This is a genomic window from Seohaeicola sp. 4SK31, from assembly GCF_028802875.1.
Taxonomy (GTDB): domain Bacteria; phylum Pseudomonadota; class Alphaproteobacteria; order Rhodobacterales; family Rhodobacteraceae; genus Seohaeicola.
Window position 1 is genome coordinate 16569 of sequence record NZ_JARAMP010000005.1, and the last position, 24825, is coordinate 41393.

A 24825-nucleotide genomic window follows, 5' to 3' on the forward strand; every position below is an offset into this window, starting at 1 on the left:
AACCATCGCTGGCGATCCGCTGCATGACAAAGGCAGCGACGCGGGCGTCATCTTCGCTCTTGTCTCGATCCTCGAATCTACCTATCGTTAGGTAGAAAATGGGGGAGACTCGCATGGGACAGGCGCGGACGACCGGACTGCGTGGGATGGCTGAGGCCGTGACGCGGCCCGATCAGATCCTTGATATCGCGGCGGGGCAGTTCCGCACCAAAGGCTATGCGGCGGTCTCGATGCGCGATATCGCCACCGAAGCCGGGATGCGGACGCCCAGCCTTTACTACCATTTCCCGTCGAAGGACGATCTGGTCATGGCGGTGATGGACCGGGGCATCGTCGTGGTGCGCGAGGCGGTCATGGCGGCGCTGGACGACCTGCCACCGGACGCGGCGACGGTCACGCGGCTGGATACGGCCATGCGGGCCCATCTGCGCGCCTTGCACGGGGCCAGCGATTACACCTCGGCCAATGTGCGGATTTTCGGCCAACTGCCCGAAGCGTTGCGCCGTGCCAACATGCCCGAACGGCGGGCCTATCAGGCGATCTGGTCGGCCCTGCTGGCGCCGACCTGTGCCGCCGATCCTGCGGTGCTGCCCATGCGGGTGGCCTTTGTCATCGGGGCGCTGAATGCCACGCTGGAATGGGTCGATCCGGCGCGGATCGACATTGAGGCGCTGGCGGATCAGGTGACGCAGGTTCTGCGGCATGGTGTGCTGGGCGAGGGGGCGGCATGAGTTTTCGCAGCGCGATTCGACCCGATGAGGCCGGTTTTGCCAGTAACCGGGCGGCCTATGACGCGATGGCAGACCTGCTGCGCGCACGTCTGGCGCAGGTGACCCAAGGCGGCAGCGCGGCGCATGTGGCGCGGCATCTGGCGCGGGGCAAGCTTCTGGTGCGCGACCGCATCGACCGGCTGTGCGATCCGGGCACGGCCTTTCTGGAACTTTCGTCGCTGGCCGCCTGGGATCAGTATGACAACGAGGTGCCGGGCGCGGGGATCGTGACGGGGCTGGGCATCGTGCAGGGGCGGCCCGTGGCGATCATCGCGAATGACGCTACCGTCAAGGGCGGCAGTTTCTTTCACGAGACGGTCAAGAAACATGCCCGCGCGCAGGAGATTGCCGCGAATCTGCGTCTGCCCTGTCTCTATCTGGTGGATTGCGGCGGGGCTTATCTGCCCGAACAGGACCGGGTTTTTCCGGACCGCGACCATTTCGGCAATGCGTTCTGGCGGCAGTGCCGGATGTCGGCCTCGGGCCTTGCGCAGATCGCGTTGGTCTTTGGGGGCTGCACGGCGGGCGGGGCCTATATCCCGGCGCTGGCTGATCAGGTGATCATGGTCGAAGGGCAGGCGCGTATCCATCTGGGCGGCCCCTCCATCGTCAAGGTGGCGGTGAACGAGGATGTGGACGGCGAGACGCTGGGCGGTGCGCTGATGCACACGACCGTGTCGGGTGTTTCGGACCACCGGGTGCAGACCGAGGCCGAGGGATTGGCGTTGCTGCGCCGGCTGGTGGCCGAACTGCCGAATCCGCGGGCTGGCTGGCAGGCCCCCGGCTTGCCCGTGCCCCCCGCTTTGGACGCGTCCGACATCCCCGGCATCATCAGCGCCGATCCCAAGCGCCCCTATGACGCGCGCGAGATCATGGCGCGGTTGGTTGACGCCTCGGACCTGTCCGAGTTCAAGCCTGAATGGGGGGTGAGCGCCGTCTGCGTCTTTGCGTCCATCCATGGCTGCCCGGTGGGGATCATCGGCAACAACGGGGCGCTGGTCTCGGACGCGGCGCTGAAGGCGGCGCATTTCATCCAGATCTGCGATCAACGACGTATTCCTCTGATTTTCCTGCACAATATCACCGGCTTCATGGTGGGCGTAGAGGCAGAGCGCGGCGGGATCGCCAAGGACAGCGCCAAGATGGTCTATGCCATGGCCAATGCCCGCGTGCCCAAGCTGTCTGTGATCATCGGCGGCTCCTATGGTGCGGGGAATTATGGCATGTGCGGGCGCGGGTTCCGGCCTGATTTCCTGTTCGCCTGGCCCTCGGCCAAGCTGGCGACGATGTCCGCGGATATAGCTGCGAATGTGATGCTGGAACTGCGGCGCAGCAATCTCAAGCATCCGCCGACGCAGGACGAACTGGACAAGATCGAAGCGCAGGTACGCGCCCAATATGCCGCGCAGAGCGATCCGTATTACGCGACCTCGCGGCTGTGGGATGACGGGATGATCCTGCCCGAACAGACGCGCGATGTGCTGGGGCTGTGCCTGTCGCTTTTGGCCTCGCGCCCCGAGGATGCGCAATTCGCGCCGGTTTACAGGATGTGATGGATGATGGATTTCGAGACCCTGACACTTGAGGTTCAGGCGCGCGGCGTGGCGCGGCTGACGCTGAACCGGCCCGCGCGGCACAATGCGCTGAATGCAGGCTTGATCGCCGATCTGACCCGCGCGGCGGCTGTGCTGGCCGCCGATGCGACGGTGCGCGTGGTGGTGCTGACCGGGGCGGGCGAGAGTTTCTGCGCGGGCGGGGATATCGGCTGGTTCCGCGATACGCTGGCGCTGGACCGGGCGGGGCGTGTGGCGCAAAGCGCCGCTTTGGGCGATATGCTGGCCGCGCTGGCGCATCTGCCGAAACCCTTGATCGGGCGGATCAACGGGCCTGCCTATGGCGGCGGGGTCGGCATGATCGCGGTCTGCGATGTGGCGATCGGGGCCGAGGCGGCGCGTTTCGGGCTGACCGAGGTGCGGTTGGGGCTGATCCCGGCCAATATCTCGCCCCATGTGATCGCGCGGATCGGGGCGGCGCGGGCGCGGGCCACGATGCTGTCGGGCGCGCTGTTCGACGCCGCCCATGCCGAACGGATCGGCTTGCTGGACCGGGTGGTGCCGGGCGATGGTCTTGATGCGGCCGTTGCGGCTGTGGTGGCTGCACATCTGGAGGCGGCCCCCGGTGCCGTGGCCGCGACCAAGGCATTGATCCGCGATGTTGCGGCAGCAGCGCCTGCGGATCATGTGGCGTTGACGTCCGCGCGTCTGGCCGATGCATGGGAAAGCGCCGAGGGCCAGATTGGCATTGATGCCTTCCTGTCCCGCCAGACCCCTCCATGGCGGAGCGGATCATGAGGTTTGACACGGTCCTGATCGCCAACCGAGGCGAGATCGCGCGCCGCATCATCCGCGCCTGCCGCAGTATGGGGCTGCAGTCTGTGGCGGTCTATTCCGAGGCGGATCGTGATGCGCCCTTCGTGGCAGAGGCGGATCTGGCGCTGCCCATCGGTCCGGCCGAGGCGGCGCTGAGTTACCTTGACCCTGTGCGCCTGCTGGAGGCCGCCCGGCGTGCAGGGGCGCAGGCGGTGCATCCCGGCTATGGGTTTCTGTCCGAGAACGCCGATTTCGCCCGCGCCGTGGTCGAGGCCGGTCTGGTCTGGGTCGGCCCCGACGCCGATGTGATCGCCCTGATGGGATCGAAAGCTGCGGCCAAGGCCGAGGCTGCGGCGGCAGGCGTGCCCATCCTGCCCGGTTATCGCGGCGCGGATCAGGCGGACGCGACACTGGCGCGCGAGGCCAGGGCGCTGGGTGTGCCGCTATTGATCAAGGCCAGCGCGGGCGGGGGTGGGCGTGGCATCCGGCGGGTCGATGATCTGGCGGATTTTGCTGCCGCGTTATCAGCCGCGCGGCGAGAGGCGCAGGCGGCGTTTGGCAACGGGGATGTGCTGCTGGAACGCCTGCTGGACGGCGCGCGCCATGTCGAGGTGCAGGTGCTGGCGGATCATCACGGAACGGTGCTGCATCTGGGGGATCGCGATTGCTCGGTCCAGGTCAACCATCAGAAACTGATCGAAGAGGCCCCGGCGCCCGACATTCCCGCGCCCATTCGCGCAGCCATGGCCGAAGCGGCGGTGCGGCTTGCGGCGCGGATCGGCTATCGCAATGCGGGCACGGTGGAATATCTTTACGACCCTGTGACGGGCGACTGGCATTTTCTGGAGATGAACACCCGGCTTCAGGTCGAACATCCGGTCACCGAAGCGGTGACCGGGCTTGATCTGGTGGCCTTGCAGTTGCGCATCGCGCGGGGCGAACCGGTGGGGCTGGTGCAGAGGGAAATTCAGGTGAGCGGGGCCGCCATCGAGGCGCGGATTGCGCTGGACGGGGCAGGGGGACGGACTGTCACCCGCTGGCATCTGCCCGATCTGCCGGGTTTGCGGTTGGACAGTGCGGTCGAGGCGGGCAGCGTGGTGTCGCACCATTACGATCCGATGATCGCCAAGCTGATCGCTCATGGCCCGGACCGCGCGGCGGCGCTGGCGCGGCTGCGCGCGGGGCTGGCGGCGTTGGACGTGGGCGGGATCGGCACCACGGCCGCACAAGTGACGGCTGTGCTGGCAACACCTGATTTCGCGGCGGCCCGGCTGGGCACGGATTTCCTGACGCGCCATCCCTTGGCCGGGCCATTGGCGCCCACGGCCGACTTGCGGGCTCTGGCGGCCTTGGCCTTGGCGTTGACAGCGGCGCGGGACAATCGCGCGCCGGGACCTTGGGGGCAGTTGGGCGCGTGGCGTGTCACCGCCCCCGCAGGACGCGGCGGTGCAAGCTGGCACAGGGTCGAGGGCGAAGACTGCGCGGTGCGTGAAACCGCGGCGGGGCATGAGGTGACGGACAGCGCAGGCGCTGTGCTGCTGACCGCCGCCCATGCGCGCCTGCATGGCGACATGCTGGATCTTGAGGCGGATGGAGTCAGGCGGCGGATCACGGTGGCGGTGGCCGATACCGTGATCACCCTGACCGAAGGGCTTGTCACGACCCGCCTGACCCATGCGGCGCAAGCGGCACAGGGGGCTGCGGGGGCCACGGGGACCGAGATCACCGCCCCCATGCCCGGCCTGCTGTCCGAGGTGCTGCACGCCCCCGGCACCCGTCTGAAACAGGGCGATCCGGTGCTGGTCTTCGAGGCGATGAAGCTGATGCAGACCTTGACCGCCCCCTGTGACGGGACCCTGACCGATCTGCCCCATGCGCCGGGCGCCACCGTTGCGGGCGGGGCGCTGCTGGCCCGATTCACCCCTGACAAGGATATCCAGACATGACCGATTTCCCCTTTCTGACCGATGAACACCGCATCTTCCGCGACCAGCTCCGCCGTTTCGTCGAAGACGAAGTCCGCCCCCATGGCGATGCGTGGGAGGTGGCGGGCCAGACCCCGCGCGAGATCCTGCGGCGCATGGGCGAGCTGGGTTTTCTGGGCATCCGCTACCCCGAGGCCTATGGCGGGGCCGAGATGGATACGCTGGCCACCGTGATCTTTGCCGAGGAACTGGGGCGCTCGGGCTATGGCGGCTTTGCGATCACGGCGCTGGTGCATACGGACATGGCCTCACCGCATCTGGCCAATGCGGGCACGCCCGAGCAACTGGCGCAGTATATGCCTGATATCATTGCAGGAAAGAAGATCACGGCCGTGGCGGTGACCGAACCCGATGCGGGATCGGACGTGGGCGGCATCAAGACCCGCGCGCGGCTGGACGGCAACCACTGGGTGCTGAACGGGCGCAAGCTTTACATCACCAACGGGGTGCTGGGGGATGTGTATTTCGTGGCGGCGCGCACGAACATGGCGGAGAAATCCTCGCGCGGGACGACCATCTTCATCGTCGAGAAAGGGACACCCGGTTTCACCGTGGCGCGGCCTCTGGACAAGGCGGGCTGGCGCAGTTCGGACACGGCGGAACTGATCCTTGAGGATGTGCGCATCCCGGCGGATCAGGTGCTGGGCCAGATCGACGGCGGCTTTTACGCGATCATGCAGAATTTCCAGAACGAGCGGATCGTTCTTGGCGCGCAGGCCATGGGCGAGGCCCTGCGTGCGCTGGAGATCACGCTGGAGTACGTCAAGGATCGCAAAGCCTTTGGCGGCACGCTCTGGGAAAAGCAGGCGATCCGGCAGCGCCTGTCGCAGCGCTGGGCCGAGGTGGCGGCGGCGCGCGCGCTGATTTACCAGACGGCGCTGGCGATGGATGCCGGCACGGATTGCGTGCGTGAGGTATCGGCGATCAAGGCGCTCTGCGGTGATCTGGTCAACAAGGTGATGTATGACTGCCAGCAATTCCACGGAGGCTTCGGCTATATGACCGGGACCGAGATCGAACGCATGGTGCGCGATGCCCGCGTGCAGGCCATCGGCGGCGGCGCGACCGAGGTGATGCTGGAGGAGATCGCCAAGCGGTTGTGAGCCGCATACGGCTCGCCGGGGGCGGGCGGTGCCGTGAGTATTTGCAGCAAGATGAAGGAGGGCGGCGCGCCTTACCCCTTGGTCAGATCCTCGTTCAGGTCGGGCAGAAGGCGCTTGTGCTTGCGCATCTCGGTCAGGACCGCGCCAAAGGTGGTCAGGCCGCGCGCTTCCAGCATCGGGATCATCCGCAGGAACACGTCGCGGGTGGCGATGGCATCGCCAAGGGCGGTGTGGCGGACCTCGTCAGGCAGGTCGATTTCCAGCCGCTGCACGATCTCGTCCAGCGTATGACCTTCGGTTCCGCCGAACAGGATCGCGGATAGCAGCACCGTGTCCAGAACGGGATTGTCGAATGCCACGCCGATGGCGGGCGCATGGCGGTGAAAGAACGCCATGTCGAAGGGCGCGTTATGCGCGACCAGCACGGCGTCGCGGGCAAAGCTGTGGAAACGCCGCGCGGCGCGGGCCATGTCGGGCGCGTCTTTGACCATCGCATCGGTCACGCCATGCACGGCGGTCGAGCGGGCGGGGATCGGGCGGCCGGGATTGACCAGCGTATCCAGCACCTCGCCGCCCGCCTGCTGACAGTTCACCACGCGCAGCGCGCCGATCTGCACCACCTCGTCCCGGTCAGGCAGAAGACCCGTGGTTTCCGTGTCGAAGACCACGTAAGTGAGCGCGCGCAGCGGCACATCAAGGATGTTCCCGGTGCTTTCCTGGGTATTCAGTTCGAAATCATAGACCACCGGGCGGGCAGGCGTCGTCTCGCGCGGGACAGGGAAGGACAGCATGTAGCCCTGACCCCGGCCTAGATCATGCAGCGTCACGTCGAAGAGCGCCGCCCCGTCTGCGGTGACAAGCTGCTGGTCCAGCGTGCTGCGCCCGGTATCGGACAGGTTGGCGAGGGCCGCCCGCAGATAGGTTTCGTCGAAATAGTCGAAGATGCGCTGGCCCAGTCCCAGATGGTGCTGGTCATCCAGCATGGCGGCAGCGTGGCCGTCATAAAGGGTGATCCGGTGATCGGGGCCGACCATCAGCACGGCGGCGGGGATGGCGGACAGGATGCGCGTCAGATGTTCGCGTTCCGTCATCAGCCGCGCGGTGTGGCGGGCGATATCGGCATCGGCCCCCGAACGCGCCTCGCCCAGTTTCGAGGTCAGCGCCGCGGCGGCAGTGGCCAGATCGCCCAGATGCCGCGTCACGGTGGCGTCGATCCCGCCGCGCATGTCGGTGGCGGCGCGGGCATGCATGGCGGCGGCCAGCCGTTCGATGGGGCGGGCAACGGTTTCATCGAAGATCAGCCACATCAGGGCGCAAAGGCCAAGGATCGCGAACCCCGCCATCAGCCCGACCGAGACAAAGGCGGCGCGCGCCTCGGGCATGTCCAGCCGGGCATCGGCCAGCATCAATGATCCCGCCACGGCCCCGATGCAGCCTGCGGCCAGCACGCCGAAGAAGGCGAGGGTCCGTTGCCGTGGTCCAAGGCGGTCGAACATGGCTCAATCCTCCCGGCAAACAAGCGCTGTGGCCGGATCATCCAGCCCCGTCTGATCCCAGCGGGCCACGCGCACCGTGCCATCGTCGTTGAACATCGCGTCCGGGTCCAGCAGCGCGCTGTGGCCCTGCGCGCAGTCGAACACGGCGGGAAAGATCCGCACCGAGTCCCAGCGGGTGAAGAAGATCACGCGGCTGAGGCGCAGATCGGGCTGGGTGGCGTTGCGCTGGATCCCCGCCACATCCACGGCGACGAAACGATCCACGTAAGGCACCGCATAGGTCCATGGGCTGTAGATCGCGCGATGCTCGGCGGTCGAGATCACCTCGAACCCGGCGGGCAGCAATTCCAGCGTGCGCGGATACCAGCGGTATTCGTTGGTCAGGCTCATCAGGATCATGCCCGCTCCTGCACCTGCCGGAATGGTCCAGCGTGGCAGGCGTTTGCCGATCAGCCGGTTCAGGATCATCACGACCCCGGCTGCGGCAAAGCCAGCGGCGATGATCGTGATTATGTCAACATACATTCTGTCTTCTCCTCCTCCCCGATGAGGCGGCCCGGACGGGCCGCAGGCTGCGGGGTCAGCCGATCACACCGCGCCCCTGCGTGGCGGCGGATTGCATGGTGCGCACCACGACAAAGGCGTCGCGCAGGTGGCTGCGTTCGAACTCGGACAGCACATTGGGGGACATGAAATTGTCTGGCTTTCCCCCGGCGCGGATCAGGGTGGCCTGATGCTCCAGCCGGGTCTGCGCGATGAGGTCATAGGCGTCCAGCAGATCGCGCCCGCCGCTCTGGCTGATCAGGCCCGCGCCATGCGCGGCTTCGATCCGGGCGCGGGTGTTCACCACCTCAAGCTGGCCGCGCAGCGCATAGATGCGGCCCAGATCAACCACGGGGACAACGCCGTTCAGTTTCATGTCGATGCGGTTCTTGTGCTCGCCGCTGCGCAGGGTGGCAAAGCCGCGCAGCAATCCCAGCGGCGGGATATGCTTGAGCGAGTTCGACACCATATGCGCCACGAAGATCGAGTTGCGCGCGGCGGCCTCGAGCGTGTCGCGTTGCAGATCCTCGAACAATGCGCGGGTGCCCCCGATGGGGCGCAGGTCGAACATGACCGAGGCCAGCATCTGCGCCTCGGGGTTGGGGGTTTCGATCCAGCGGCGGAAATAGCCGCGCCAGACATGGACCGGCTGGCACCAGCGCGGGTTGGTGGCCATCATGTCGCCGGGGCAGTAGAAATAGCCCGCCGCATCCAGCCCGTCGCTGACGAATTTGGCCAGTTCCGCGAAATAGGGCATGTCGGCTTCGGTCACCGCATCGTCCAGCATCAGGCAATTGTCCTGATCCGATACGCCCGTCTGTTCCTGCCGCCCCTGCGACCCGCAGGCCAGCCACAGATAGGGGACGGGCGGCGGCCCCAGCCGTGCTTCGGCCAGCGCCAGAAGGCGGCGGGTCGCGGCGTCGGCTATGTCGGTGATGAGGCGGGTGACAGTCTCATGGCGGTTGCCGGCGCCCACCAGCTGCACCAGAAGGCGCGGGATATGGGCGGTCACGGCGGCCAGATCGGCGGGATCGTCGATGCGGGCCACGTCCCGCACCAGCGAGGCCGAGTTGGTGGCCTGAAACCGGGTCAGGTTGGTCTGGGTCACGATGCCGACGAACTTACCGTTGTCGACGACAGGCACATGGCCGAAGCGGCGCTCCATCATCATGTGCAGCACGTCCGAGCCGATGGCGGAGGGTGGCAAGGTTTCGGGATTGGCGGTCATGATCTGACGCACCGGACGGGACGGGTCCAGCCCTTCGGCCACCACGCGGTTGTTGATGTCATGCAGCGTCACGATCCCGGCCAGACGATCGCCCTCGGTGATCCCCAGCGCCGAGATGCGATGCGACCGCATGAGGCGGGCGGCATCCACGATCGAGGTCTCGACGGTGCAGGTGATCGGATCGCTGGCCATCAGCTGATCCACCCGCGTTTCCGTCAGGCTGACGGGGCGGGCGGCATCTGCGGCCTCGCGCGCGCGGCTGCGCGAAAAGAACCGGCGCGCGCCCTCATGCGCCGAGATCATCGCGCGGAATTCGTCGGCGGGCAGCATCAGCAGCGTGCCATCGCTGAGCGCGCGCGCATTGGTGCCGGTCAGCCCGCCGCGCATCAGTCCTCGCTCGCCAAAGGAATTGCGCGCACTCAGATGCGAGACGACCTCGCCTGTATCCGAGGTGATCTCGACCTCGCCTTCCATGATCACATAAAGCCCCTCGCAGGGTTCGCCGTAGCGATAGATCACGTCCTCGCGCCGGATGGGCACAAGGCGGAACTGCGCGGCGATGCGGTCCAGATCATCGGCGGCAAAGCTGTCATAGGGGTGAATGGTGCCGAGAAACCGGCGCTGGTCGTCAGCAGAACGTGGCATCGAACCGATCCTCGGACATGTTCCTGTGGCTGTGTCAGCCCCATGTCTAGCGCAGCGCAGGACAGGGGAACATCTGAAAAAGTGAAACGGGCGGCTCTTTCGAACCGCCCGTCCCCGTGTTTGTCTTAGTGGCCGGTGGCCGCGCCTGCGCCTTTCGGCACACGGATGGATTCCACCAGATCCTGGATCTCGCGCGGGGGCTCTTTGGTCATACCCGACACGATATAGGCGGTGCCGAAGTTCAGGATCGCGCCCACGGTCCCGAAGGAGGCGGGAGAGATGCCGAACAGCCAGTTGGCGGGAACGTTCTCAAGCGTGTTGGTGCCCGGAATGAAGAACCAGCCCAGATACAGGAAGATGTAGATGGCGGTCGAGAACAGACCCACCAGCATCCCTGCAATGGCGCCTTCCTTGTTGATGCGCTTCGAGAAGATGCCCATCATCAGAACCGGGAAGATCGTTGCCGCCGCCAGACCGAAGGCCAGCGCCACCACCTGAGCCGCAAAGCCCGGAGGGTTGAGGCCAAGCCAGGTCGCCAGCACGATGGCAAAGCCCATCGAGATCCGTGCGGCCAGAAGCTCGCCCTTTTCACTGATGTTCGGGTTGATAGAACCCTTGATCAGGTCATGCGACACAGCGGACGAGATCGCCAGCAGCAGACCTGCCGCCGTGGAAAGCGCCGCTGCCAGACCGCCAGCCGCGACCAGCGCGATCACCCAGCCCGGAAGCTTTGCGATCTCGGGGTTGGCCAGAACCATCATGTCGTTGTCGACCTTGGTCAGTTCGTTGCCAGTCCAGCCACGTTCAGCCGCAATGGCCTCCATCGCCGGGCTCTTGTCGTTGTAATACTGGATGAAGCCGTCGCCGTTCTTGTCTTCGAAGGCCAGCAGACCGGTGTTCTTCCAGGTGTTGATCCAGCTGAGGTTGGGATCGGTGTTGATCGCTTCCAGCGAGATCGGATCACCGGCCAGCGCCTCGCCAGCAACGGCGTTCGGCCAGAAGGTGGTCGACAGGTTCATACGCGCCATCGACCCCACGGCAGGTGCCACGGTGTAGAGCAGGGCGATGAAGACCAGTGCCCAACCGGCGGACCAGCGTGCATCGGCCACTTTCGGCACGGTGAAGAAGCGGATGATCACGTGCGGCAGACCTGCGGTACCGATCATCAGCGACATGGTGAAGAACACCATGTTCAGCGTCGAAGTGGTATGCGAGGTATACTGCGTGAAGCCCAGTTCCACCACGACCTGATCCAGTTTGGTCAGGAAGGCCACATCCCCGCCCGAGGGCGCGTAGGTGCCGAACAGACCCAGCTGGGGCAGGAAATTGCCGGTCATCTGGAGCGAGATGAAGATCGCCGGGATCGTATAGGCGATAATCAGAACGCAATACTGCGCCACCTGCGTATAGGTGATGCCCTTCATGCCGCCGAACACGGCATAGGCGAACACGATCGCCGCGCCGATATAGAGGCCGGTATCGGTGGACACTTCAAGGAAGCGCGCGAAGGTCACGCCCACACCGCGCATCTGGCCGATCACATAGGTCACCGAGATGACGATCAGACAGATCACGGCCACAAGGCGTGCGCCCTTGGAATAGAAGCGGTCGCCCACGAATTCCGGCACGGTGAACTTGCCGAACTTGCGCAGGTAAGGCGCCAGCAGCAGAGCCAGAAGCACATAGCCCCCGGTCCAGCCCATCAGGAAGGACGACTGGGTATAGCCGCCCGCGGGGGCCAGCGCGATGATGCCGGCCATCGAGATGAAAGAGGCCGCCGACATCCAGTCAGCAGCGGTGGCCATGCCGTTCATCACGGGCGGAACGCCCTGACCTGCGGCATAGAATTCAGCGGTCGAGCCCGCGCGGGCCCAGATCGCGATGCCGATGTAGAGCGCAAAGGACGCGCCCACCACCAGCAGGTTGAGAGTATACTGATCCATTGGTTCCCTGTCCCTTCGAGCTTATTCTTCGACGCCGTGTTCAGCGTCGAGCTTGTTCATGCGCCAGGCGTAGAAGAAGATCAGCGCCAGGAACACGAGGATCGAGCCTTGCTGTGCGAACCAGAAGCCCAGATCGGTGCCGCCCACCTCGATGCCCATCAGCATCGGCCGCAGGATGATACCGAATCCGAACGAAACCAGCGCCCAGATCGCAAGGCTTATCAGGATGATCCGCACGTTTGCGGCCCAATAGGCGTTGTTGTCTTTTGAGTTGTCTGCCATGAAAGGCGTCCTCCCTTTTTGCACATTTCCGAAAGGCGCTGGTGACCCTGCGCCTCCCCCTCCCGATTACGCGACCGCCCTCTGGACGATTGCGCTCAGCCCTTCGGCAATCGCAGGGATCTCGCCCATGGCGTCGATCCGTTGCAGATTGCCCTGTTCCTCGTAATAGGCGATCAGCGGTGCGGTCTGGGCGTGATAGGCCGTCAGACGCTGGCCCACCGTGGCCGCGTTGTCATCGGCACGCCGCGTCATGTGGGTGCCACCGCATTTGTCGCAAGTGCCTGCTATTGCGGGCGTTTTGTAATGATCGTGGTAGCCCTCGCCACAGGTGCCGCAGGTATAGCGGCCCGCCACGCGGGTCACCATTTCCGCGTCATCCACCTCCAGAGAGATGGCCGCGTTGATCCGCTGCCCGCTTTGTGCCAGCAGATCGTCCAGCGCCTTTGCCTGCCCCGCAGTGCGGGGAAAGCCGTCCAGGATCACGCCATTCGCCGTGTCGGGTTCGGCCAGACGATCCTTGAGGATGGCCAGAACGATCTCGTCGCTGACCAGATCGCCGGCCGCCATGACCGCCTTGGCCGCGCGGCCGGCATCGGTGCCCGCCGCCACCGCTGCGCGCAGCAGATCGCCGGTGGACAGTTGCACCAGACCGAAACGGTCCTGCAGCATCCGCGCCTGCGTGCCCTTGCCCGCACCCGGAGGGCCCAGCAGGATCAGAACGGCGGGACGGGTCATGGTCTGGCTTTCCATCCCGCTCACGCCTTGTTCATCCGGTTTTCGATCAGGTTGTCCACGACCGTAGGATCGGCCAGCGTCGAGGTGTCCCCCAGCGCGCCATAGTCATTCTCGGCGATCTTGCGCAGGATGCGGCGCATGATCTTGCCGGAACGTGTCTTGGGCAGGCCCGGTGCCCATTGGATCAGGTCGGGGCTGGCGATGGGGCCGATTTCCGTGCGGACCCATTTGACCAGATCCTTGCGCAGATCCTCGGACGGCTCTACCCCGTTCATCAGCGTGACATAGGCATAGATGCCCTGGCCCTTGATCGGATGCGGATAGCCCACCACGGCGGCCTCGGCCACATCGGCATGGGCGACCAGCGCGCTTTCGACCTCGGCGGTGCCCATGCGGTGACCGGACACGTTGATGACGTCATCGACACGGCCGGTGATCCAGTAATAGCCATCCGCATCACGGCGGCAGCCATCCCCCGAGAAGTAATAGCCCTTGTAATCGCTGAAATAGGTCTTTTCGAACCGTTCGTGATCGCCGTAAACCGTGCGCATCTGGCCGGGCCAGCTGTCTTTCAGGCACAGCACGCCCTCGGCGGCGGTCGTCGTGATCTCGGCCCCGGTCTGGGGGTCAAGGATCACGGGCTGCACGCCGAAGAAGGGCAGGGTGGCCGAACCGGGCTTGGTGGGAATCGCGCCCGGCAGCGGTGTCAGCAGGTGCCCGCCGGTTTCGGTCTGCCACCATGTATCGACGATGGGCACAGCACCTTTGCCGACCACATCGTTATACCAGTTCCATGCCTCGGGGTTGATCGGTTCACCCACGGTGCCCAACAGTTTCAGTGAGGACAGGTCGTATTTCGTGACCGGATCGGTGCCATGGGCCATCAGCGCGCGGATCGCGGTGGGGGCGGTGTAGAACTGGTTCACCTTGTGCTTTTCGCACACCGCCCAGAACCGGCCTGCATCGGGCCATGTCGGCACGCCTTCGAACATCAGCGTGGTCGCGCCATTGGCCAGCGGGCCATAGACGATATAGCTGTGCCCGGTGACCCAGCCCACATCGGCGGTGCACCAGAAGATGTCGCCATCATGGTAATCGAACGTGTATTGATGCGTCATCGAGGCATAGACTAGATAGCCGCCCGATGTATGCACCACGCCCTTGGGCTGCCCGGTCGAACCCGAGGTATAGAGGATGAAAAGCGGGTCTTCCGCCGCCATCTCGGCGGGGGCGCAGTAATCATCCGCCTCCATCGCCATTTCATTGTAGTCGTGGTCGCGCCCGTCCACCCATGTGGTCTGACCGCCGGTGCGGCGCACCACCAGACATTTCACGCTGTCCTTGCAATGCAGCAGGGCGGCATCCGTGTTGGACTTGAGCGGGGTCGCGCGCCCGCCGCGCGGGGCGTAATCGGCGGTGATCACGACCTTCGCGTCGCAGCCGTTGATCCGCGCCCCAAGTGCGTCGGGCGAGAAGCCCGCGAAGACGATGGAATGGACCGCGCCGATCCGCGCGCAGGCCAGCATGGCATAGGCCGCCTCGGGGATCATCGGCAGGTAGATCACCACGCGGTCGCCCTTGCGCACGCCCATGGACTCCAGAATGTTGGCCATCCGGCAGGTGCGCCGGTGCAATTCCTTGTAGGTGATGTGCTGGGCCTGATCCTTGGGATCATCGGGTTCCCAGATGATCGCGGTCTGGTCGCCGCGCGTGGCCAGATGCCGGTCGATGCAATTGGCGCTGACGTTCAGCGTGCCGTCCTCGAACCATTTGATATCGACCGCGCCGGGGGCGAAGCTGGTGTTCTTGACCTTCGTGAAGGGCTTGATCCAGTCGATCCGCTTGCCATGTTCCGCCCAGAACCCGTTCGGGTCCTTGATCGAGGCGTCATACATCGCCTTGTAGGAATCGGCGGTGATATGCGCATTGGCCGCGAAGGCGGCCGAGGGGGCATAGAGGCTGTCGGTGCTGGTCGGGTTGGTCATGAATCCTCCGTTCGTATTCTTGGCCCCGAAGGGCCAGTGACGTGCACCAATATAGGCCGCAGCGTCATCTCCTCGGGCGGGAATTTACCACAGAGATGCCATTTTTGTATAAGATACTGTTTTTTATTGCTTATTTAGTAAATAAATTATCAAGATTACAGCAAGTTTGTAAATTTTTGACCGGTAACAGAAAATTTACCTGCGTTTTTAGGGTTTGGCCGCGACATAATCTGTCGTGCGGAATGCCAAAGTATACCGATGTATGCGGTAAAGACCCTTCTGGTTGTGTTTTGGCCGCATCCCGTCTGCATGTCGTCCAAGGCTGATGTGACGCCGCGTCACGAATCTGTCAGCCAATCTGCCCTTTCTGAAAGAGGCTGGCCTTTCGGGGCAATCCCTCGCTGGGCGCGGCCCCTTGCGCCCCGCGATAGGCCCCTTACACTCGGCCTGTCCAATAGCGGGCAGGGGGCAATCCAGAGATGGACACGGACGTGATCATGGCAGAGCAGGCGCGCGGTTTCGTGCTGGCGCATCCGCCTGCGGGCTTTGTCGAGGACCCGTTTCCCACCTATGCCGCCCTTCTGACCCATGCGCCCGTCCTGCCGCAGCCGGACGGGTCGGTGCTGCTCAGCCGCCATGCGGATCTGGACCGCATCTACCGCGACACCACGCTGTTCCGGTCGGACAAGAAAGCCGCCTTTGCCCCCAAGTTCGGAGCGGGCACGCCGCTTTACCGGCATCACACCACCTCGCTGGTGTTCAGCGATCCGCCCCTGCACACCCGCGTGCGCCGGATCATGAGCGCGGCGCTGACCCCGCGCGCCATTGCGCGGATGGAGCCGGGTCTGATCACGACGGTGGATCACCTGCTGGACGGTCTGGCCATGCGTGCCGCCGCAGGCGACACCCCCGATCTGGTCGAGGATTTCGCCGCGTCCATTCCGATCCAGATCATCGGCAACCTGCTGGATATCCCGCATGAGGCGCGCGCACCGCTGCGGGATTGGTCGCTGGCCATCCTTGGTGCTTTGGAGCCGGTTCTCTCCGACGATCAACTGGCGCGCGGCCACCGGGCCGTGACAGAGTTCTGCGGCTATCTGAAAGGTCTGATCGCCCATCGCCGCGCCCATCCCGGTGATCCCGAAACGGATGTGCTGACCCGGCTGATCACCGGGGAGGGCGGCGATGGCGGCACCCTGTCGGAAGAGGAGCTTTTGCAGAACTGCATCTTCATCCTGAATGCGGGCCATGAAACGACAACGAACCTGATCGGCAATGCGCTGGCCGCGCTGCATGATCATCCCGATCAGAAGGCGCGGCTTCTGGCCGACCCCGCGCTTTGTTCACCCGCTATCGAGGAAGTGCTGCGCTTCCAATCGCCCAACCAGCTGGGCAACCGGGAAACGACCGCGCCCGTCACCATCGGCGGCATCGACATTCCCGCGGGCACCAACCTGCATCTGTGCATCGGGGCGGCCAATCGTGATCCGGCGCAATTCGCGGACCCGGATCGTTTCGACATCACGCGCCGCCCGAACCGGCATCTGGCCTTTGCCGGGGGGCCGCATGTCTGCGTGGGGCTGACCCTGGCACGGCTGGAGGGGCGGATTGCGGTGTCGCGCTTTCTCGCGCGCTTTCCGGGCTATGCGCTGACCCAAGGGCGCAGGCATGGCGGGCGCTTGCGCTTTCGCGGCTATGCGGCACTGCCCGCGCGGCTGGTCTGAGCCTCAGAACGCCGTGGCCGACCGTGCGGCCTGATCGTATTGACCCGACATGGTGCGCAAGAGCGTGGCCAGCTTGCTGATCTGTTCCGGCTCAAGCCCCAGTTCCAGCACGGGCTTCAGCAGCAGATTCTCGCGGATCTCGCGGTAGCGGGCGCAGGCATCCTGCCCGGCCTCGGTCGCCTCGACCGTCTTTTCCTTGCCGCGCCGCCCTTCCTTGACCAGCCCGTGCTTGGTCAGTTTCTTGATCGCGTAATTGACCGTATGCGTATCCTCGACATTCAGGACCAGACAGATATCGGCCAGTTTCTTGGCCCGTCCGCGATGGCGCACGGTGTGCAGCACCAGCACATCCAGTGGCGACAGATCGGGAAAGCCCGTAGCCGCCATGGCCCGCACCATCCAGCGGTTGAAGGCATGGCCCGCGATGATCATCCCGAACTCCAGCTCGGAGATTTCGGCAAAGGAACCCTCTGCCAGATGCGCGGATGAAACGATGGGGCCAAGCGATGATGACATGGGCATGAGGATGGGTGATCCTGATAAAATGTCAACATTTTGTTGACGTATTCTGAAAGTCAGGCAGTATGACCCTTGGAATCGGGTATCAGCCCGGCTGAACCAAGGCGCGCCTTGACCGGATGATCCCGCCTCTGCACCCTTGGGGGTGCAGTGACTGAACGGGGACGGGGCGCAAGATCCCGCCCAGACCGCCCGCTGCGCCGGGCCACAATCGGGAGACAGACCATGAAAACGATTACCAGCCTTCTGACCGCCACCGCATTGACCACGGCCATCGCGGCCCCCGCTTTTGCCGAGACATGGGATATGCCGCTGGCCTATCCTGCGACCAATTTCCATTCCGCCGTCGCCGCCGAATTCGGCAAATGCGTGACCACCGGCACGGGTGGCGACATCACCATCGCCACGCATCCGTCGGGCTCGCTGATCGCGGGCAATGACATCAAGCGCGCGATCCAGACCGGGCAGGTGCCGATTGGCGAGCGTCTGATGTCTGCCCATCAGAACGAGAACACCGTGTTCGGTTTCGACAGCATCCCCTTCCTGGCCACATCCTTCGAGGATTCGGCGAAACTGTGGGAAGCGGCAAAGCCGACACTGGAAAAGGTGCTGGCCGAGCAGGATCTGACGCTGCTTTACACCGTGCCGTGGCCGCCGCAGGGCATCTATTTCAAGACGCCCGTCACATCGGTCGCTGAAATGAACGGCATCAAGTTCCGCGCCTATAATGCCGCGACCGCGCGTCTGGCCGAACTGACCGGCATGCTGCCCGTGCAGATCGAAGCGGCGGAACTGAGCCAGGCGCTGGCCACGGGTGTGGCGGATTCGATGATCTCATCCGCCGCCACCGGCTATGACAGCAAACTGTGGGAAAGCCTGAATTACTTCTATGAGGTCGATGCATGGCTGCCGCGCAACTATATCATGGTGAACTCCGGCGTCTGGGAAGGACTGTCCGAGGAGAACCGTGCGATCATCACCGGCTGCGCCGAACTGGCCGAATACGCGGGTAACTGGCGCGCGCGGGAATACACGGGCTTCACCCTGCAAGGGCTGCGTGATGGTGGCATGACGGTGGAACCGGCCTCGGACACGCTGAAGGCGGATCTTGAGGCGATCGGCGTGACCATGACCGAGGAGTGGCTGGCAGCCGCGGGCGAGGATGGCCGCGCCATCGTCGAGGCGTATCGCGCCATGAAGTGATCCGGGCTTGGGGGTTGTCCCTGACGGGCGGCCCCCGGCACCGATCTACAACCCCGAGAGACCAGAACGGAGGGGCCGATGGCCATTCTTCGCGGACTGCGTATTTTCCTCGACACGCTCTACCGGGCAGGCAGCATCCTTGCGGCACTGGCCCTGATGGCCATTCTGTTCCTGATCGTGGTGCAGATGATGGCCCGCTGGACCGGCGAGGTGTTTCCCGGCGCGCCTGAATATGCAGGCTATGCCATGGCGGCGGCCTCGTTTCTGGCCTTTGCCGATGCGCTGAACAAGGGCAGCCACATCCGCGTGTCGATCCTGCTGAACGCCCTGCCGCCGCGCGGCAAATGGATCGTCGATATCTGGTGCTTTGCCATAGGCGCCGCGATCGCGTGGTATGTCGTCTGGTATGCGCGCAAATTCGTCTACTGGTCGTGGAAATTCGGCGATGTCAGTCAGGGGCAGGACCGCACCGCGCTCTGGATGCCGCAATCGCTTTTGCTGATCGGGGCGGTGATTTTGGCCATCGCGCTGACCGACAATCTGGTCTCGCTTCTGTTCCGCGGCAAATCCCGCGTCACCCGTGACCCCAGCGCCGTGGAGTAACCCTGATGGAAGATCTGTCGATCATCATCCTGTTTCTGTTCGTCCTGTTCGTCCTGCTGGGCTCTGGCGTCTGGGTCGGCCTGGCGCTGATGGGCGTCGCCTGGGTCGGGATGGAGCTGTTCACTACGCGCCCCGTGGGCGACGTGATGATGACGGTGCTGTGGCGTGCGTCATCCTCATGGACGTTGACGGCGCTGCCACTCTTCATCTGGATGGGCGAGATCCTGTTCCGCACCCGCCTGTCCGAGGACATGTTCCGCGGGCTTGCGCCGTGGATGGCGCGGCTGCCGGGCGGGCTGATGCATACCAATATCGCAGGCTGCACGGTTTTCGCCGCCGTGTCGGGCAGTTCCGCCGCCACGCTGACCACCGTGGGCAAGATGTCGATCCCCGAACTGCGCAAGCGCAATTACCCCGAAAAGATGATCATCGGCACGTTGGCTGGGGCGGCCACGCTTGGCCTGATGATCCCGCCCTCGCTGACGCTGATCGTTTACGGCGTGACCATCAACGAGAGTATCTCAAAGCTGTTCTTCGCAGGCGTCTTGCCCGGTCTGGTGCTGGCGGTGATGTTCGCGGCCTATGTGGCGATCATGTCCCGCGTGTCGCGCGACTGGAAACCCGACCCCGAACCGCGTCAGAGTTTTTCCGAAAAAGTGGCCAATTCGCGTTTCCTGATCCCGGTTTTCGCCCTGATCGGTGTGGTCATCGGCTCGATGTATCTGGGCTATGCCACCGCGACCGAGGCGGCGGCGCTGGGTGTCATCGGCGCGCTGGTGCTGGCGGCGATCCAAGGCTCGCTGACATGGGAGACGTTCACCCAATCGCTGATGGGGGCCACCCGCACATCCGCCATGATCGCGCTGATCCTGGCCGGGGCGGCGTTTTTGTCCATGGCCATGGGCTTTACCGGCCTTCCGCGCGGGCTGGCCGACCTGATCGGCAGTTTCAACCTGACCCGGTTCGAGCTTCTGATGGTGCTTTTGGTCTTCTACATCATCCTTGGCATGTTCCTTGACGGGATTTCCTCCGTGGTGCTGACCATGGCTGTGGTGGAACCCATGGTGCGCGAGGCGGGGATTGATCTCATCTGGTTCGGCATCTTCGTCGTGGTCGTGGTCGAGATGGCGCAGATCACGCCGCCCATCGGGTTCAACCTCTTCGTGTTGCAGGGCATGACGCAGCACGAGATGGGCTATATCGCCCGCGCCGCCTTTCCGATGTTCCTGATCATGGTGCTGATGGTCTTTGTGCTGATCTTCTTTCCGGAACTGGCCACATGGCTGCCCGAGAATGTCCGACAAGGGCCGGGCGGTTGAACATGATCGCGGAAATGCTGGCCAGTATCGCCCGTCATGGGCGGCTGGCCCTTGTCGCAGGGCTGTTGGCCGGGTTGACGCTGCCCGATCTGGCGGCGGTGATCCGGCCATGGCTGCCGCATCTTGTGGCGCTGTTGCTGTTCCTGACAGCGTTCCGCATTGGGCTGCGGCAGGCCGCCGGTTCGTTGGCCGAGGCACGCTCGGGTCTGGCCTTGATCGCGGTGTTCCAGCTTCTCATGCCGGTGTCGGCGCTGATGATCTTCTGGGCGCTGGGCCTGATGGCGACACCCTTCGCCATCGCCGTGATGCTGATGCTGACCGCGCCCGGTGTCTCGGGGGCGGCGGCCTTCACGGCGCTCTTGGGGCGTGACCCGGCCCCGGCGCTGCGCCTGCTGATCGCAGGCATGGCGGTGTTTCCGCTGACCGTGATGCCGATCCTCTGGGCCACGCCCGCTTTGGGCAACATGGCCGACGTGCTGGCGGCGTCCGGGCGGTTGCTGGCGGTGATCACGCTGGCGTCAAGCCTTGGCTTCGCCCTGCGTCGTCTGATCCCCGCACCCGATCTGCGACAGGTGGACGGGCTGAACGCTATTGCCCTTTTCGTCATCGTGATCGGGCTGATGGCGGCGGTGGGCCCGGCCCTGCGTGCCGACCCGGTGCTGGTGCTGAAATGGCTGGCTGGTGTCTGCGCGGTCAATTTCGGCCTGCAGATCGCCTGCTACATGATCCTGCGGGGACGGACGGTGATGGATCCGACCGGCCCCTCCATCATCGCTGGCAATCGCAACGTGGCGTTGTTCCTGCTGGCGCTGCCTGCGGCCACGACGGACCCGCTCTTGATCTTCATCGGTGTGTATCAGGTGCCCATGTTTCTGACCCCCATCGCGATGCGCTGGCTCTATGCACCGCGCCCTGATCCGAAAGTTGCCCACTGATCCCATGCCCCAGATTGACGCCCCAACCGCCTCGTTTCCCCGCATCGCCCCCGTTGGCATCGCGGGCCTGCTGGTCAGTTTTGCCGACCGGCTGAGCGAGCCTGCCAACCGTGCGGCCTTGGCCTTTCGCGCCGCGATCGAGGCCGAGGCGCTGGACGGGATCGAAGAGGTGGCGACCTCGCTCACCTCGACCTTTGTCCGGTTCGATCCGCTGCATCTGGATCATGCCACCTTGTCCAGGCATCTGGAAAGCCTTCTGAAAACGCAGGATTGGACCCGTGCCGAACTGCCCGGCGGACGGCGGCATTTCCGCATTCCCTGCGTCTTCGGCACAGATATGGCCCCGCAATTCGACGAGGCGGCGCAGGTGGCGGGCCTGTCCGCGCAAGAGGCCATCGCCAGCCTGACCGCCGCGCGCCCCCGCGTGCTGACCATCGGTTTCGCGCCCGGCCAGCCCTATACAGGCGAGCTTGGCCCCGAATGGGACATCCCGCGCCAGACCGCGCTGACCCCGCGTGTGCCCGAAGGCGCGCTGGTGGTGGCGATCCGGCAGCTGATCATCTTCTCCGCCCCTACCCAGACCGGCTGGCGGCATATCGGCCAGACGGCCTTTCGCTGCTTTCGCCCCGAGGCGGAGGAGCCTTTCGCCCTGCGCCCCGGCGACGAGATCTCGCTGCGCGCGATCAGCCCCGCTGAACTGGAGCGTATCCGCGCCGAGGATCAGACCGGCCAGGGTGGCGCCGATGTGGAGGTGATCCGATGAGCCGCCAGTTGATCATCCACCGCGCCGGGCCACAGGTGACCGTGCAGGACCGGGGCCGTCCGGGCCTTCTGGGACAAGGGTTGTCGCAGGGCGGGGCGGCCGATCCCGTGGCGCTGGCCGAAGGCGCGGCGCTACTGCGTCAACCTGCCAGCCATGCGGCGCTTGAAATGGCCGGGATGGGCGGCAGCTTTGAGGTGACGGAGGATACCCGCATCGCCCTGACCGGCGCGCCGATGCAAGCCAGCATCGACGGGCAGGCCGTGGCGTGGAACGCCAGCCATCTGCTGCGCGCGGGTGAACGGTTGGAGATTGGTGCGGTGATGCGTGGCCTCTACGGTTATCTGCATCTGGGCGGCGGGGTGGCCACCGAAACGGTGCTGGGCGCGCGGGCGGCGCATCTGGCCGCAGGTATCGGCCGCGCCCTGCGCCCCGGTGACCGGCTGCCCTTGGGCGATGACACCCGCGCCGAGGTGGGCATGACGCTGGACCCCGAGCCGCGCTTCGCAGGCGGTTTGGTGCGGATCACCCGGTCCATGCAGACGCATCTTTTCACGGCCGAGATGCTGGAGCGGTTCCAGAATACAGCCTTCAAGCGCGATGCGCGCGGCAACCGGATGGGCGCGCGGCTGGAATTCGAGGGGGCACCCTTCGCGGCCTCGGGCCAGCTCAGCATCCTGTCCGAGGTGATCGTGCCCGGTGACATCCAGATGACCGGCGACGGTACGCCCTTCGTCCTGCTGCCCGAATGTCAGACGACCGGCGGCTATCCAAGGATCGGCACGGTCATTCCCGCCGATCTGCCCCGCGTGGTGCAGGCGGGGCCGGGCGTGACCCTGCGCTTCGAGGTGATCGACCTGCCCGACGCCATCGAGGTGCATCGCCGTCATATTGCGACGCTGGCAAAACTGCCCGCCACCATCCGTCCCCTCTTGCGCGACCCTGCGCAGATGCAGGATCTTCTGTCCTATCAACTCATCGGCGGCGTGATCTCCGCCCATGATGACCACCTGTAAGGAGCGTGAGCCATGACCTTGCCCCCCCGCCTGAGTGTCGATCTGAATGCCGATATGGGCGAAAGCTTTGGCCCCTGGCGGATGGGCGATGACGCCGCGCTGCTGGATATCGTCACCTCGGCCAATATCGCCTGCGGTTTTCACGCGGGTGATGCGGATGTGATGTTCAAGACGATGCGGCTGGCCGTGCAGAACGGTGTCGGCATCGGCGCACATCCCGGCTACGGCGACCTGCAAGGCTTTGGCCGCAACCGGATGCAGGTGCCGCGCGCCACGCTGCAAAACCAGATCCGCTATCAGGTGGGCGCGGCCCAAGCCATGGCGCGCGCGGTGGGCGGGCAGGTGCGGCATCTGAAACTGCATGGCGCGCTGGCCAACACGGCAGCCGAGGATTTCGAACTGGCCACGGCCCTTTATGACGCAGCCCTCTCGGTCGCGCCCGATATCGCGATCATGGTGCTGGCCGCCACAGAGCAGCAGGCCGCTGCCCATGCGCTGGGCTGCAAACATGTCTGCGAGATTTTCGCCGACCGCGCCTATAACGACGATGCCACGCTGGTGGATCGCTCGATCCCCGGTGCCGTGATCCATGACGCCGCGCTCGCCGGCAGGCGCATCACCGATATGGTCCTGCGCCGGGCCATCGTGACCGCCTCTGGCCACGAAATCCCCACGCGGATCGACACGATCTGCCTGCATGGCGACACGCCCGAGGCTGTCGACATCGCCCGCGCCGTGCGCCACGAACTCGAGGCCGCCGGGATCACGGTCACCCGGTTCCCGGTGTGACGGCCTGCCTGCTTCATCTTGCCTCAAATACTCAAGAACCGCGGGATCAGCCCGCGAAAGGGTCGATGGGGTAGCCGACACCCGCCAGATAGAGCCCCTGCGGCGGGCAGACTGGCCCGCAGGCGGCGCGGTCCCGCGCCTCCAGCGCCGCTTTCACGTCATCCGGCTGCCATGCGCCCGATCCCACCCGCTCCAGCGTGCCCACGATGCTGCGCACCTGATTGTGCAGGAAGGATCGCGCCGATAGGCGGAACTGCAATTCCGGCCCCGACAACCCGTCGCGGCGGTCGATGGTGAGGCTGTCCAGCGTCTTCACCGGGCTGGTCGACTGGCACATCGTGCTGCGGAAGGTGGTGAAATCATGCAGCCCCAGCAGATGGGCCGCCCCCGCGCGCATCGCCTCATGATCCAGCTCGCGCGGCACCTGCCAGACCAGCCCCGCATCATGGGTCGCAGGCGCGCGACGCATCAGCAGGCGGAACAGATAGCGCCGTTCCAGCGCCGAGAACCTGGCATGCCAGTCATCCGCCACACGGGCGGCCGCGACAACCGCCACGGGCAGGGGTTTCAGATGATAATTCAGCGCCTCTGACAGGCGAAACGGGTCCCAGTCGCGTGCCATGTCGCAATGGGCCACCTGCGCCAGCGCATGCACGCCCGCATCCGTGCGCCCGGCGGCGGCGATGCGGTGGGGGCCGGGTTCCAGCCGCGCCAGCGCCTGCTCGATCGCGCCCTGCACGGATGGCTGATCCGCCTGCGCCTGCCATCCGGCAAAGGGCGCGCCATGATATTCGATCCTGAGGGCATATCTGGGCATGGCAAGGCTCATAGAGGGTTTCGTCGTCCGGCTCAATCCATCCGGCGCGGTGCGTG

22 protein-coding genes are annotated in these 24825 nt (G+C 65.1%); 13 read left to right on the forward strand and 9 right to left on the reverse strand.

Going from position 1 to position 24825, the window contains the following annotated elements:
- Window positions 1–113: 113 nt before the first annotated feature.
- From PVW27_RS05500 to PVW27_RS05520, 5 genes are read left to right on the forward strand one after another with little or no spacing between them, the layout of a single operon-like run.
- Window positions 114–731, forward strand: a complete 618-nt coding sequence (locus PVW27_RS05500) for a TetR/AcrR family transcriptional regulator (protein WP_274555847.1) — start codon at window positions 114–116, stop codon at window positions 729–731.
- Window positions 728–2323, forward strand: a complete 1596-nt coding sequence (locus PVW27_RS05505) for an acyl-CoA carboxylase subunit beta (protein WP_274555848.1) — start codon at window positions 728–730, stop codon at window positions 2321–2323. The genes PVW27_RS05500 and PVW27_RS05505 overlap by 4 nt, the downstream gene beginning before the upstream one ends.
- A gap of 3 nt (window positions 2324–2326) precedes the next feature.
- Window positions 2327–3121, forward strand: coding sequence for a crotonase/enoyl-CoA hydratase family protein (locus tag PVW27_RS05510; protein WP_274555850.1), 795 nt, complete (start codon window positions 2327–2329; stop codon window positions 3119–3121).
- Window positions 3118–5085 carry an acetyl/propionyl/methylcrotonyl-CoA carboxylase subunit alpha gene (locus PVW27_RS05515; protein ID WP_274555852.1) on the forward strand — a complete coding sequence of 656 codons (1968 nt, stop codon included), beginning with the start codon at window positions 3118–3120 and terminating at the stop codon, window positions 5083–5085. The genes PVW27_RS05510 and PVW27_RS05515 overlap by 4 nt, the downstream gene beginning before the upstream one ends.
- On the forward strand, window positions 5082–6227 hold the full coding sequence (locus tag PVW27_RS05520; protein ID WP_274555854.1) for an acyl-CoA dehydrogenase family protein: 1146 nt from the start codon (window positions 5082–5084) through the stop codon (window positions 6225–6227). Before PVW27_RS05515 ends, PVW27_RS05520 begins: the two co-directional genes overlap by 4 nt.
- A 71-nt stretch (window positions 6228–6298) precedes the next feature.
- Here PVW27_RS05520 and PVW27_RS05525 read toward each other — a convergent pair whose 3' ends face one another.
- From PVW27_RS05525 to acs, 7 genes are all read right to left on the reverse strand, one after another.
- Entirely contained in the window at window positions 6299–7723 is a 1425-nt protein-coding gene (locus tag PVW27_RS05525) for a 3'-5' exonuclease (protein ID WP_274555855.1), read from the reverse strand.
- A 3-nt stretch (window positions 7724–7726) separates the two neighbouring features.
- On the reverse strand, window positions 7727–8248 hold the full coding sequence (locus PVW27_RS05530) for a hypothetical protein (protein WP_274555857.1): 522 nt from the start codon (window positions 8246–8248) through the stop codon (window positions 7727–7729).
- A 55-nt stretch (window positions 8249–8303) separates the two neighbouring features.
- The gene (locus PVW27_RS05535; RefSeq protein WP_274555859.1) at window positions 8304–10139 is read right to left on the reverse strand and encodes a DUF294 nucleotidyltransferase-like domain-containing protein; all 1836 of its coding nucleotides are present in this window, start codon (window positions 10137–10139) and stop codon (window positions 8304–8306) included.
- A gap of 125 nt (window positions 10140–10264) precedes the next feature.
- Window positions 10265–12082: a sodium:solute symporter family protein gene (locus PVW27_RS05540; protein ID WP_274555861.1), complete on the reverse strand. Its 1818-nt coding sequence runs from the start codon at window positions 12080–12082 to the stop codon at window positions 10265–10267.
- A 21-nt stretch (window positions 12083–12103) separates the two neighbouring features.
- On the reverse strand, window positions 12104–12364 hold the full coding sequence (locus PVW27_RS05545) for a DUF4212 domain-containing protein (protein WP_274555863.1): 261 nt from the start codon (window positions 12362–12364) through the stop codon (window positions 12104–12106).
- A gap of 66 nt (window positions 12365–12430) precedes the next feature.
- A complete protein-coding gene (locus PVW27_RS05550) occupies window positions 12431–13114 on the reverse strand; it encodes an adenylate kinase (RefSeq protein ID WP_274556121.1) in 684 nt (227 codons plus the stop codon).
- A 5-nt stretch (window positions 13115–13119) separates the two neighbouring features.
- Window positions 13120–15084, reverse strand: coding sequence for an acetate--CoA ligase (acs, locus tag PVW27_RS05555; protein ID WP_274555864.1), 1965 nt, complete (start codon window positions 15082–15084; stop codon window positions 13120–13122).
- 479 nt (window positions 15085–15563) lie between these two features.
- Between acs and PVW27_RS05560 the strand changes: the two genes are divergently transcribed.
- A complete protein-coding gene (locus PVW27_RS05560; protein WP_274555866.1) occupies window positions 15564–16808 on the forward strand; it encodes a cytochrome P450 in 1245 nt (414 codons plus the stop codon).
- A gap of 3 nt (window positions 16809–16811) precedes the next feature.
- Here the strand turns inward: PVW27_RS05560 and PVW27_RS05565 are convergent, their stop codons facing one another.
- Window positions 16812–17324: a winged helix DNA-binding protein gene (locus PVW27_RS05565; RefSeq protein ID WP_274556122.1), complete on the reverse strand. Its 513-nt coding sequence runs from the start codon at window positions 17322–17324 to the stop codon at window positions 16812–16814.
- Between the two features lie 228 nt (window positions 17325–17552).
- Here PVW27_RS05565 and PVW27_RS05570 point away from each other — a divergent pair, with 228 nt between their 5' ends.
- The 7 genes from PVW27_RS05570 to PVW27_RS05600 all read left to right on the forward strand — a co-directional run bounded on the left by PVW27_RS05570 (window position 17553) and on the right by PVW27_RS05600 (window position 23952).
- A complete protein-coding gene (locus tag PVW27_RS05570; RefSeq protein ID WP_274555867.1) occupies window positions 17553–18530 on the forward strand; it encodes a TRAP transporter substrate-binding protein in 978 nt (325 codons plus the stop codon).
- Between the two features lie 78 nt (window positions 18531–18608).
- The gene (locus PVW27_RS05575; RefSeq protein ID WP_274555869.1) at window positions 18609–19133 is read left to right on the forward strand and encodes a TRAP transporter small permease; all 525 of its coding nucleotides are present in this window, start codon (window positions 18609–18611) and stop codon (window positions 19131–19133) included.
- A gap of 5 nt (window positions 19134–19138) precedes the next feature.
- Window positions 19139–20452 (forward strand): TRAP transporter large permease, encoded by a 1314-nt coding sequence (locus PVW27_RS05580; RefSeq protein WP_274555870.1) that lies wholly within the window; start codon window positions 19139–19141, stop codon window positions 20450–20452.
- A gap of 2 nt (window positions 20453–20454) precedes the next feature.
- The gene (locus PVW27_RS05585; protein WP_274556123.1) at window positions 20455–21387 is read left to right on the forward strand and encodes a hypothetical protein; all 933 of its coding nucleotides are present in this window, start codon (window positions 20455–20457) and stop codon (window positions 21385–21387) included.
- Window positions 21388–21391: 4 nt separating this feature from the next.
- Window positions 21392–22150, forward strand: a complete 759-nt coding sequence (locus PVW27_RS05590) for a 5-oxoprolinase subunit B family protein (RefSeq protein ID WP_274555871.1) — start codon at window positions 21392–21394, stop codon at window positions 22148–22150.
- A complete protein-coding gene (locus PVW27_RS05595; protein ID WP_274555872.1) occupies window positions 22147–23163 on the forward strand; it encodes a biotin-dependent carboxyltransferase family protein in 1017 nt (338 codons plus the stop codon). Before PVW27_RS05590 ends, PVW27_RS05595 begins: the two co-directional genes overlap by 4 nt.
- A 12-nt stretch (window positions 23164–23175) precedes the next feature.
- A complete protein-coding gene (locus tag PVW27_RS05600; protein ID WP_274555873.1) occupies window positions 23176–23952 on the forward strand; it encodes a LamB/YcsF family protein in 777 nt (258 codons plus the stop codon).
- A gap of 46 nt (window positions 23953–23998) precedes the next feature.
- Here PVW27_RS05600 and truA read toward each other — a convergent pair whose 3' ends face one another.
- On the reverse strand, window positions 23999–24769 hold the full coding sequence (gene truA / locus PVW27_RS05605; RefSeq protein ID WP_274555874.1) for a tRNA pseudouridine(38-40) synthase TruA: 771 nt from the start codon (window positions 24767–24769) through the stop codon (window positions 23999–24001).
- Between the last annotated feature and the right edge of the window lie 56 nt (window positions 24770–24825).

Excerpts from the sequence above, each read along its gene's own strand:
- PVW27_RS05500 (WP_274555847.1), top strand. The coding sequence starts at position 114 with ATGGGACAGGCGCGGACGACCGGACTGCGTGGGATGGCTGAGGCCGTG.
- PVW27_RS05505 (WP_274555848.1), top strand. The coding sequence starts at position 728 with ATGAGTTTTCGCAGCGCGATTCGACCCGATGAGGCCGGTTTTGCCAGT.
- PVW27_RS05510 (WP_274555850.1), top strand. The coding sequence starts at position 2,327 with ATGATGGATTTCGAGACCCTGACACTTGAGGTTCAGGCGCGCGGCGTG.
- PVW27_RS05515 (WP_274555852.1), top strand. The coding sequence starts at position 3,118 with ATGAGGTTTGACACGGTCCTGATCGCCAACCGAGGCGAGATCGCGCGC.
- PVW27_RS05520 (WP_274555854.1), top strand. The coding sequence starts at position 5,082 with ATGACCGATTTCCCCTTTCTGACCGATGAACACCGCATCTTCCGCGAC.
- PVW27_RS05525 (WP_274555855.1), bottom strand. The coding sequence starts at position 7,723 with ATGTTCGACCGCCTTGGACCACGGCAACGGACCCTCGCCTTCTTCGGC.
- PVW27_RS05530 (WP_274555857.1), bottom strand. The coding sequence starts at position 8,248 with ATGTATGTTGACATAATCACGATCATCGCCGCTGGCTTTGCCGCAGCC.
- PVW27_RS05535 (WP_274555859.1), bottom strand. The coding sequence starts at position 10,139 with ATGCCACGTTCTGCTGACGACCAGCGCCGGTTTCTCGGCACCATTCAC.
- PVW27_RS05540 (WP_274555861.1), bottom strand. The coding sequence starts at position 12,082 with ATGGATCAGTATACTCTCAACCTGCTGGTGGTGGGCGCGTCCTTTGCG.
- PVW27_RS05545 (WP_274555863.1), bottom strand. The coding sequence starts at position 12,364 with ATGGCAGACAACTCAAAAGACAACAACGCCTATTGGGCCGCAAACGTG.
- PVW27_RS05550 (WP_274556121.1), bottom strand. The coding sequence starts at position 13,114 with ATGGAAAGCCAGACCATGACCCGTCCCGCCGTTCTGATCCTGCTGGGC.
- acs (WP_274555864.1), bottom strand. The coding sequence starts at position 15,084 with ATGACCAACCCGACCAGCACCGACAGCCTCTATGCCCCCTCGGCCGCC.
- PVW27_RS05560 (WP_274555866.1), top strand. The coding sequence starts at position 15,564 with ATGGACACGGACGTGATCATGGCAGAGCAGGCGCGCGGTTTCGTGCTG.
- PVW27_RS05565 (WP_274556122.1), bottom strand. The coding sequence starts at position 17,324 with ATGTCATCATCGCTTGGCCCCATCGTTTCATCCGCGCATCTGGCAGAG.
- PVW27_RS05570 (WP_274555867.1), top strand. The coding sequence starts at position 17,553 with ATGAAAACGATTACCAGCCTTCTGACCGCCACCGCATTGACCACGGCC.
- PVW27_RS05575 (WP_274555869.1), top strand. The coding sequence starts at position 18,609 with ATGGCCATTCTTCGCGGACTGCGTATTTTCCTCGACACGCTCTACCGG.
- PVW27_RS05580 (WP_274555870.1), top strand. The coding sequence starts at position 19,139 with ATGGAAGATCTGTCGATCATCATCCTGTTTCTGTTCGTCCTGTTCGTC.
- PVW27_RS05585 (WP_274556123.1), top strand. The coding sequence starts at position 20,455 with ATGATCGCGGAAATGCTGGCCAGTATCGCCCGTCATGGGCGGCTGGCC.
- PVW27_RS05590 (WP_274555871.1), top strand. The coding sequence starts at position 21,392 with ATGCCCCAGATTGACGCCCCAACCGCCTCGTTTCCCCGCATCGCCCCC.
- PVW27_RS05595 (WP_274555872.1), top strand. The coding sequence starts at position 22,147 with ATGAGCCGCCAGTTGATCATCCACCGCGCCGGGCCACAGGTGACCGTG.
- PVW27_RS05600 (WP_274555873.1), top strand. The coding sequence starts at position 23,176 with ATGACCTTGCCCCCCCGCCTGAGTGTCGATCTGAATGCCGATATGGGC.
- truA (WP_274555874.1), bottom strand. The coding sequence starts at position 24,769 with ATGCCCAGATATGCCCTCAGGATCGAATATCATGGCGCGCCCTTTGCC.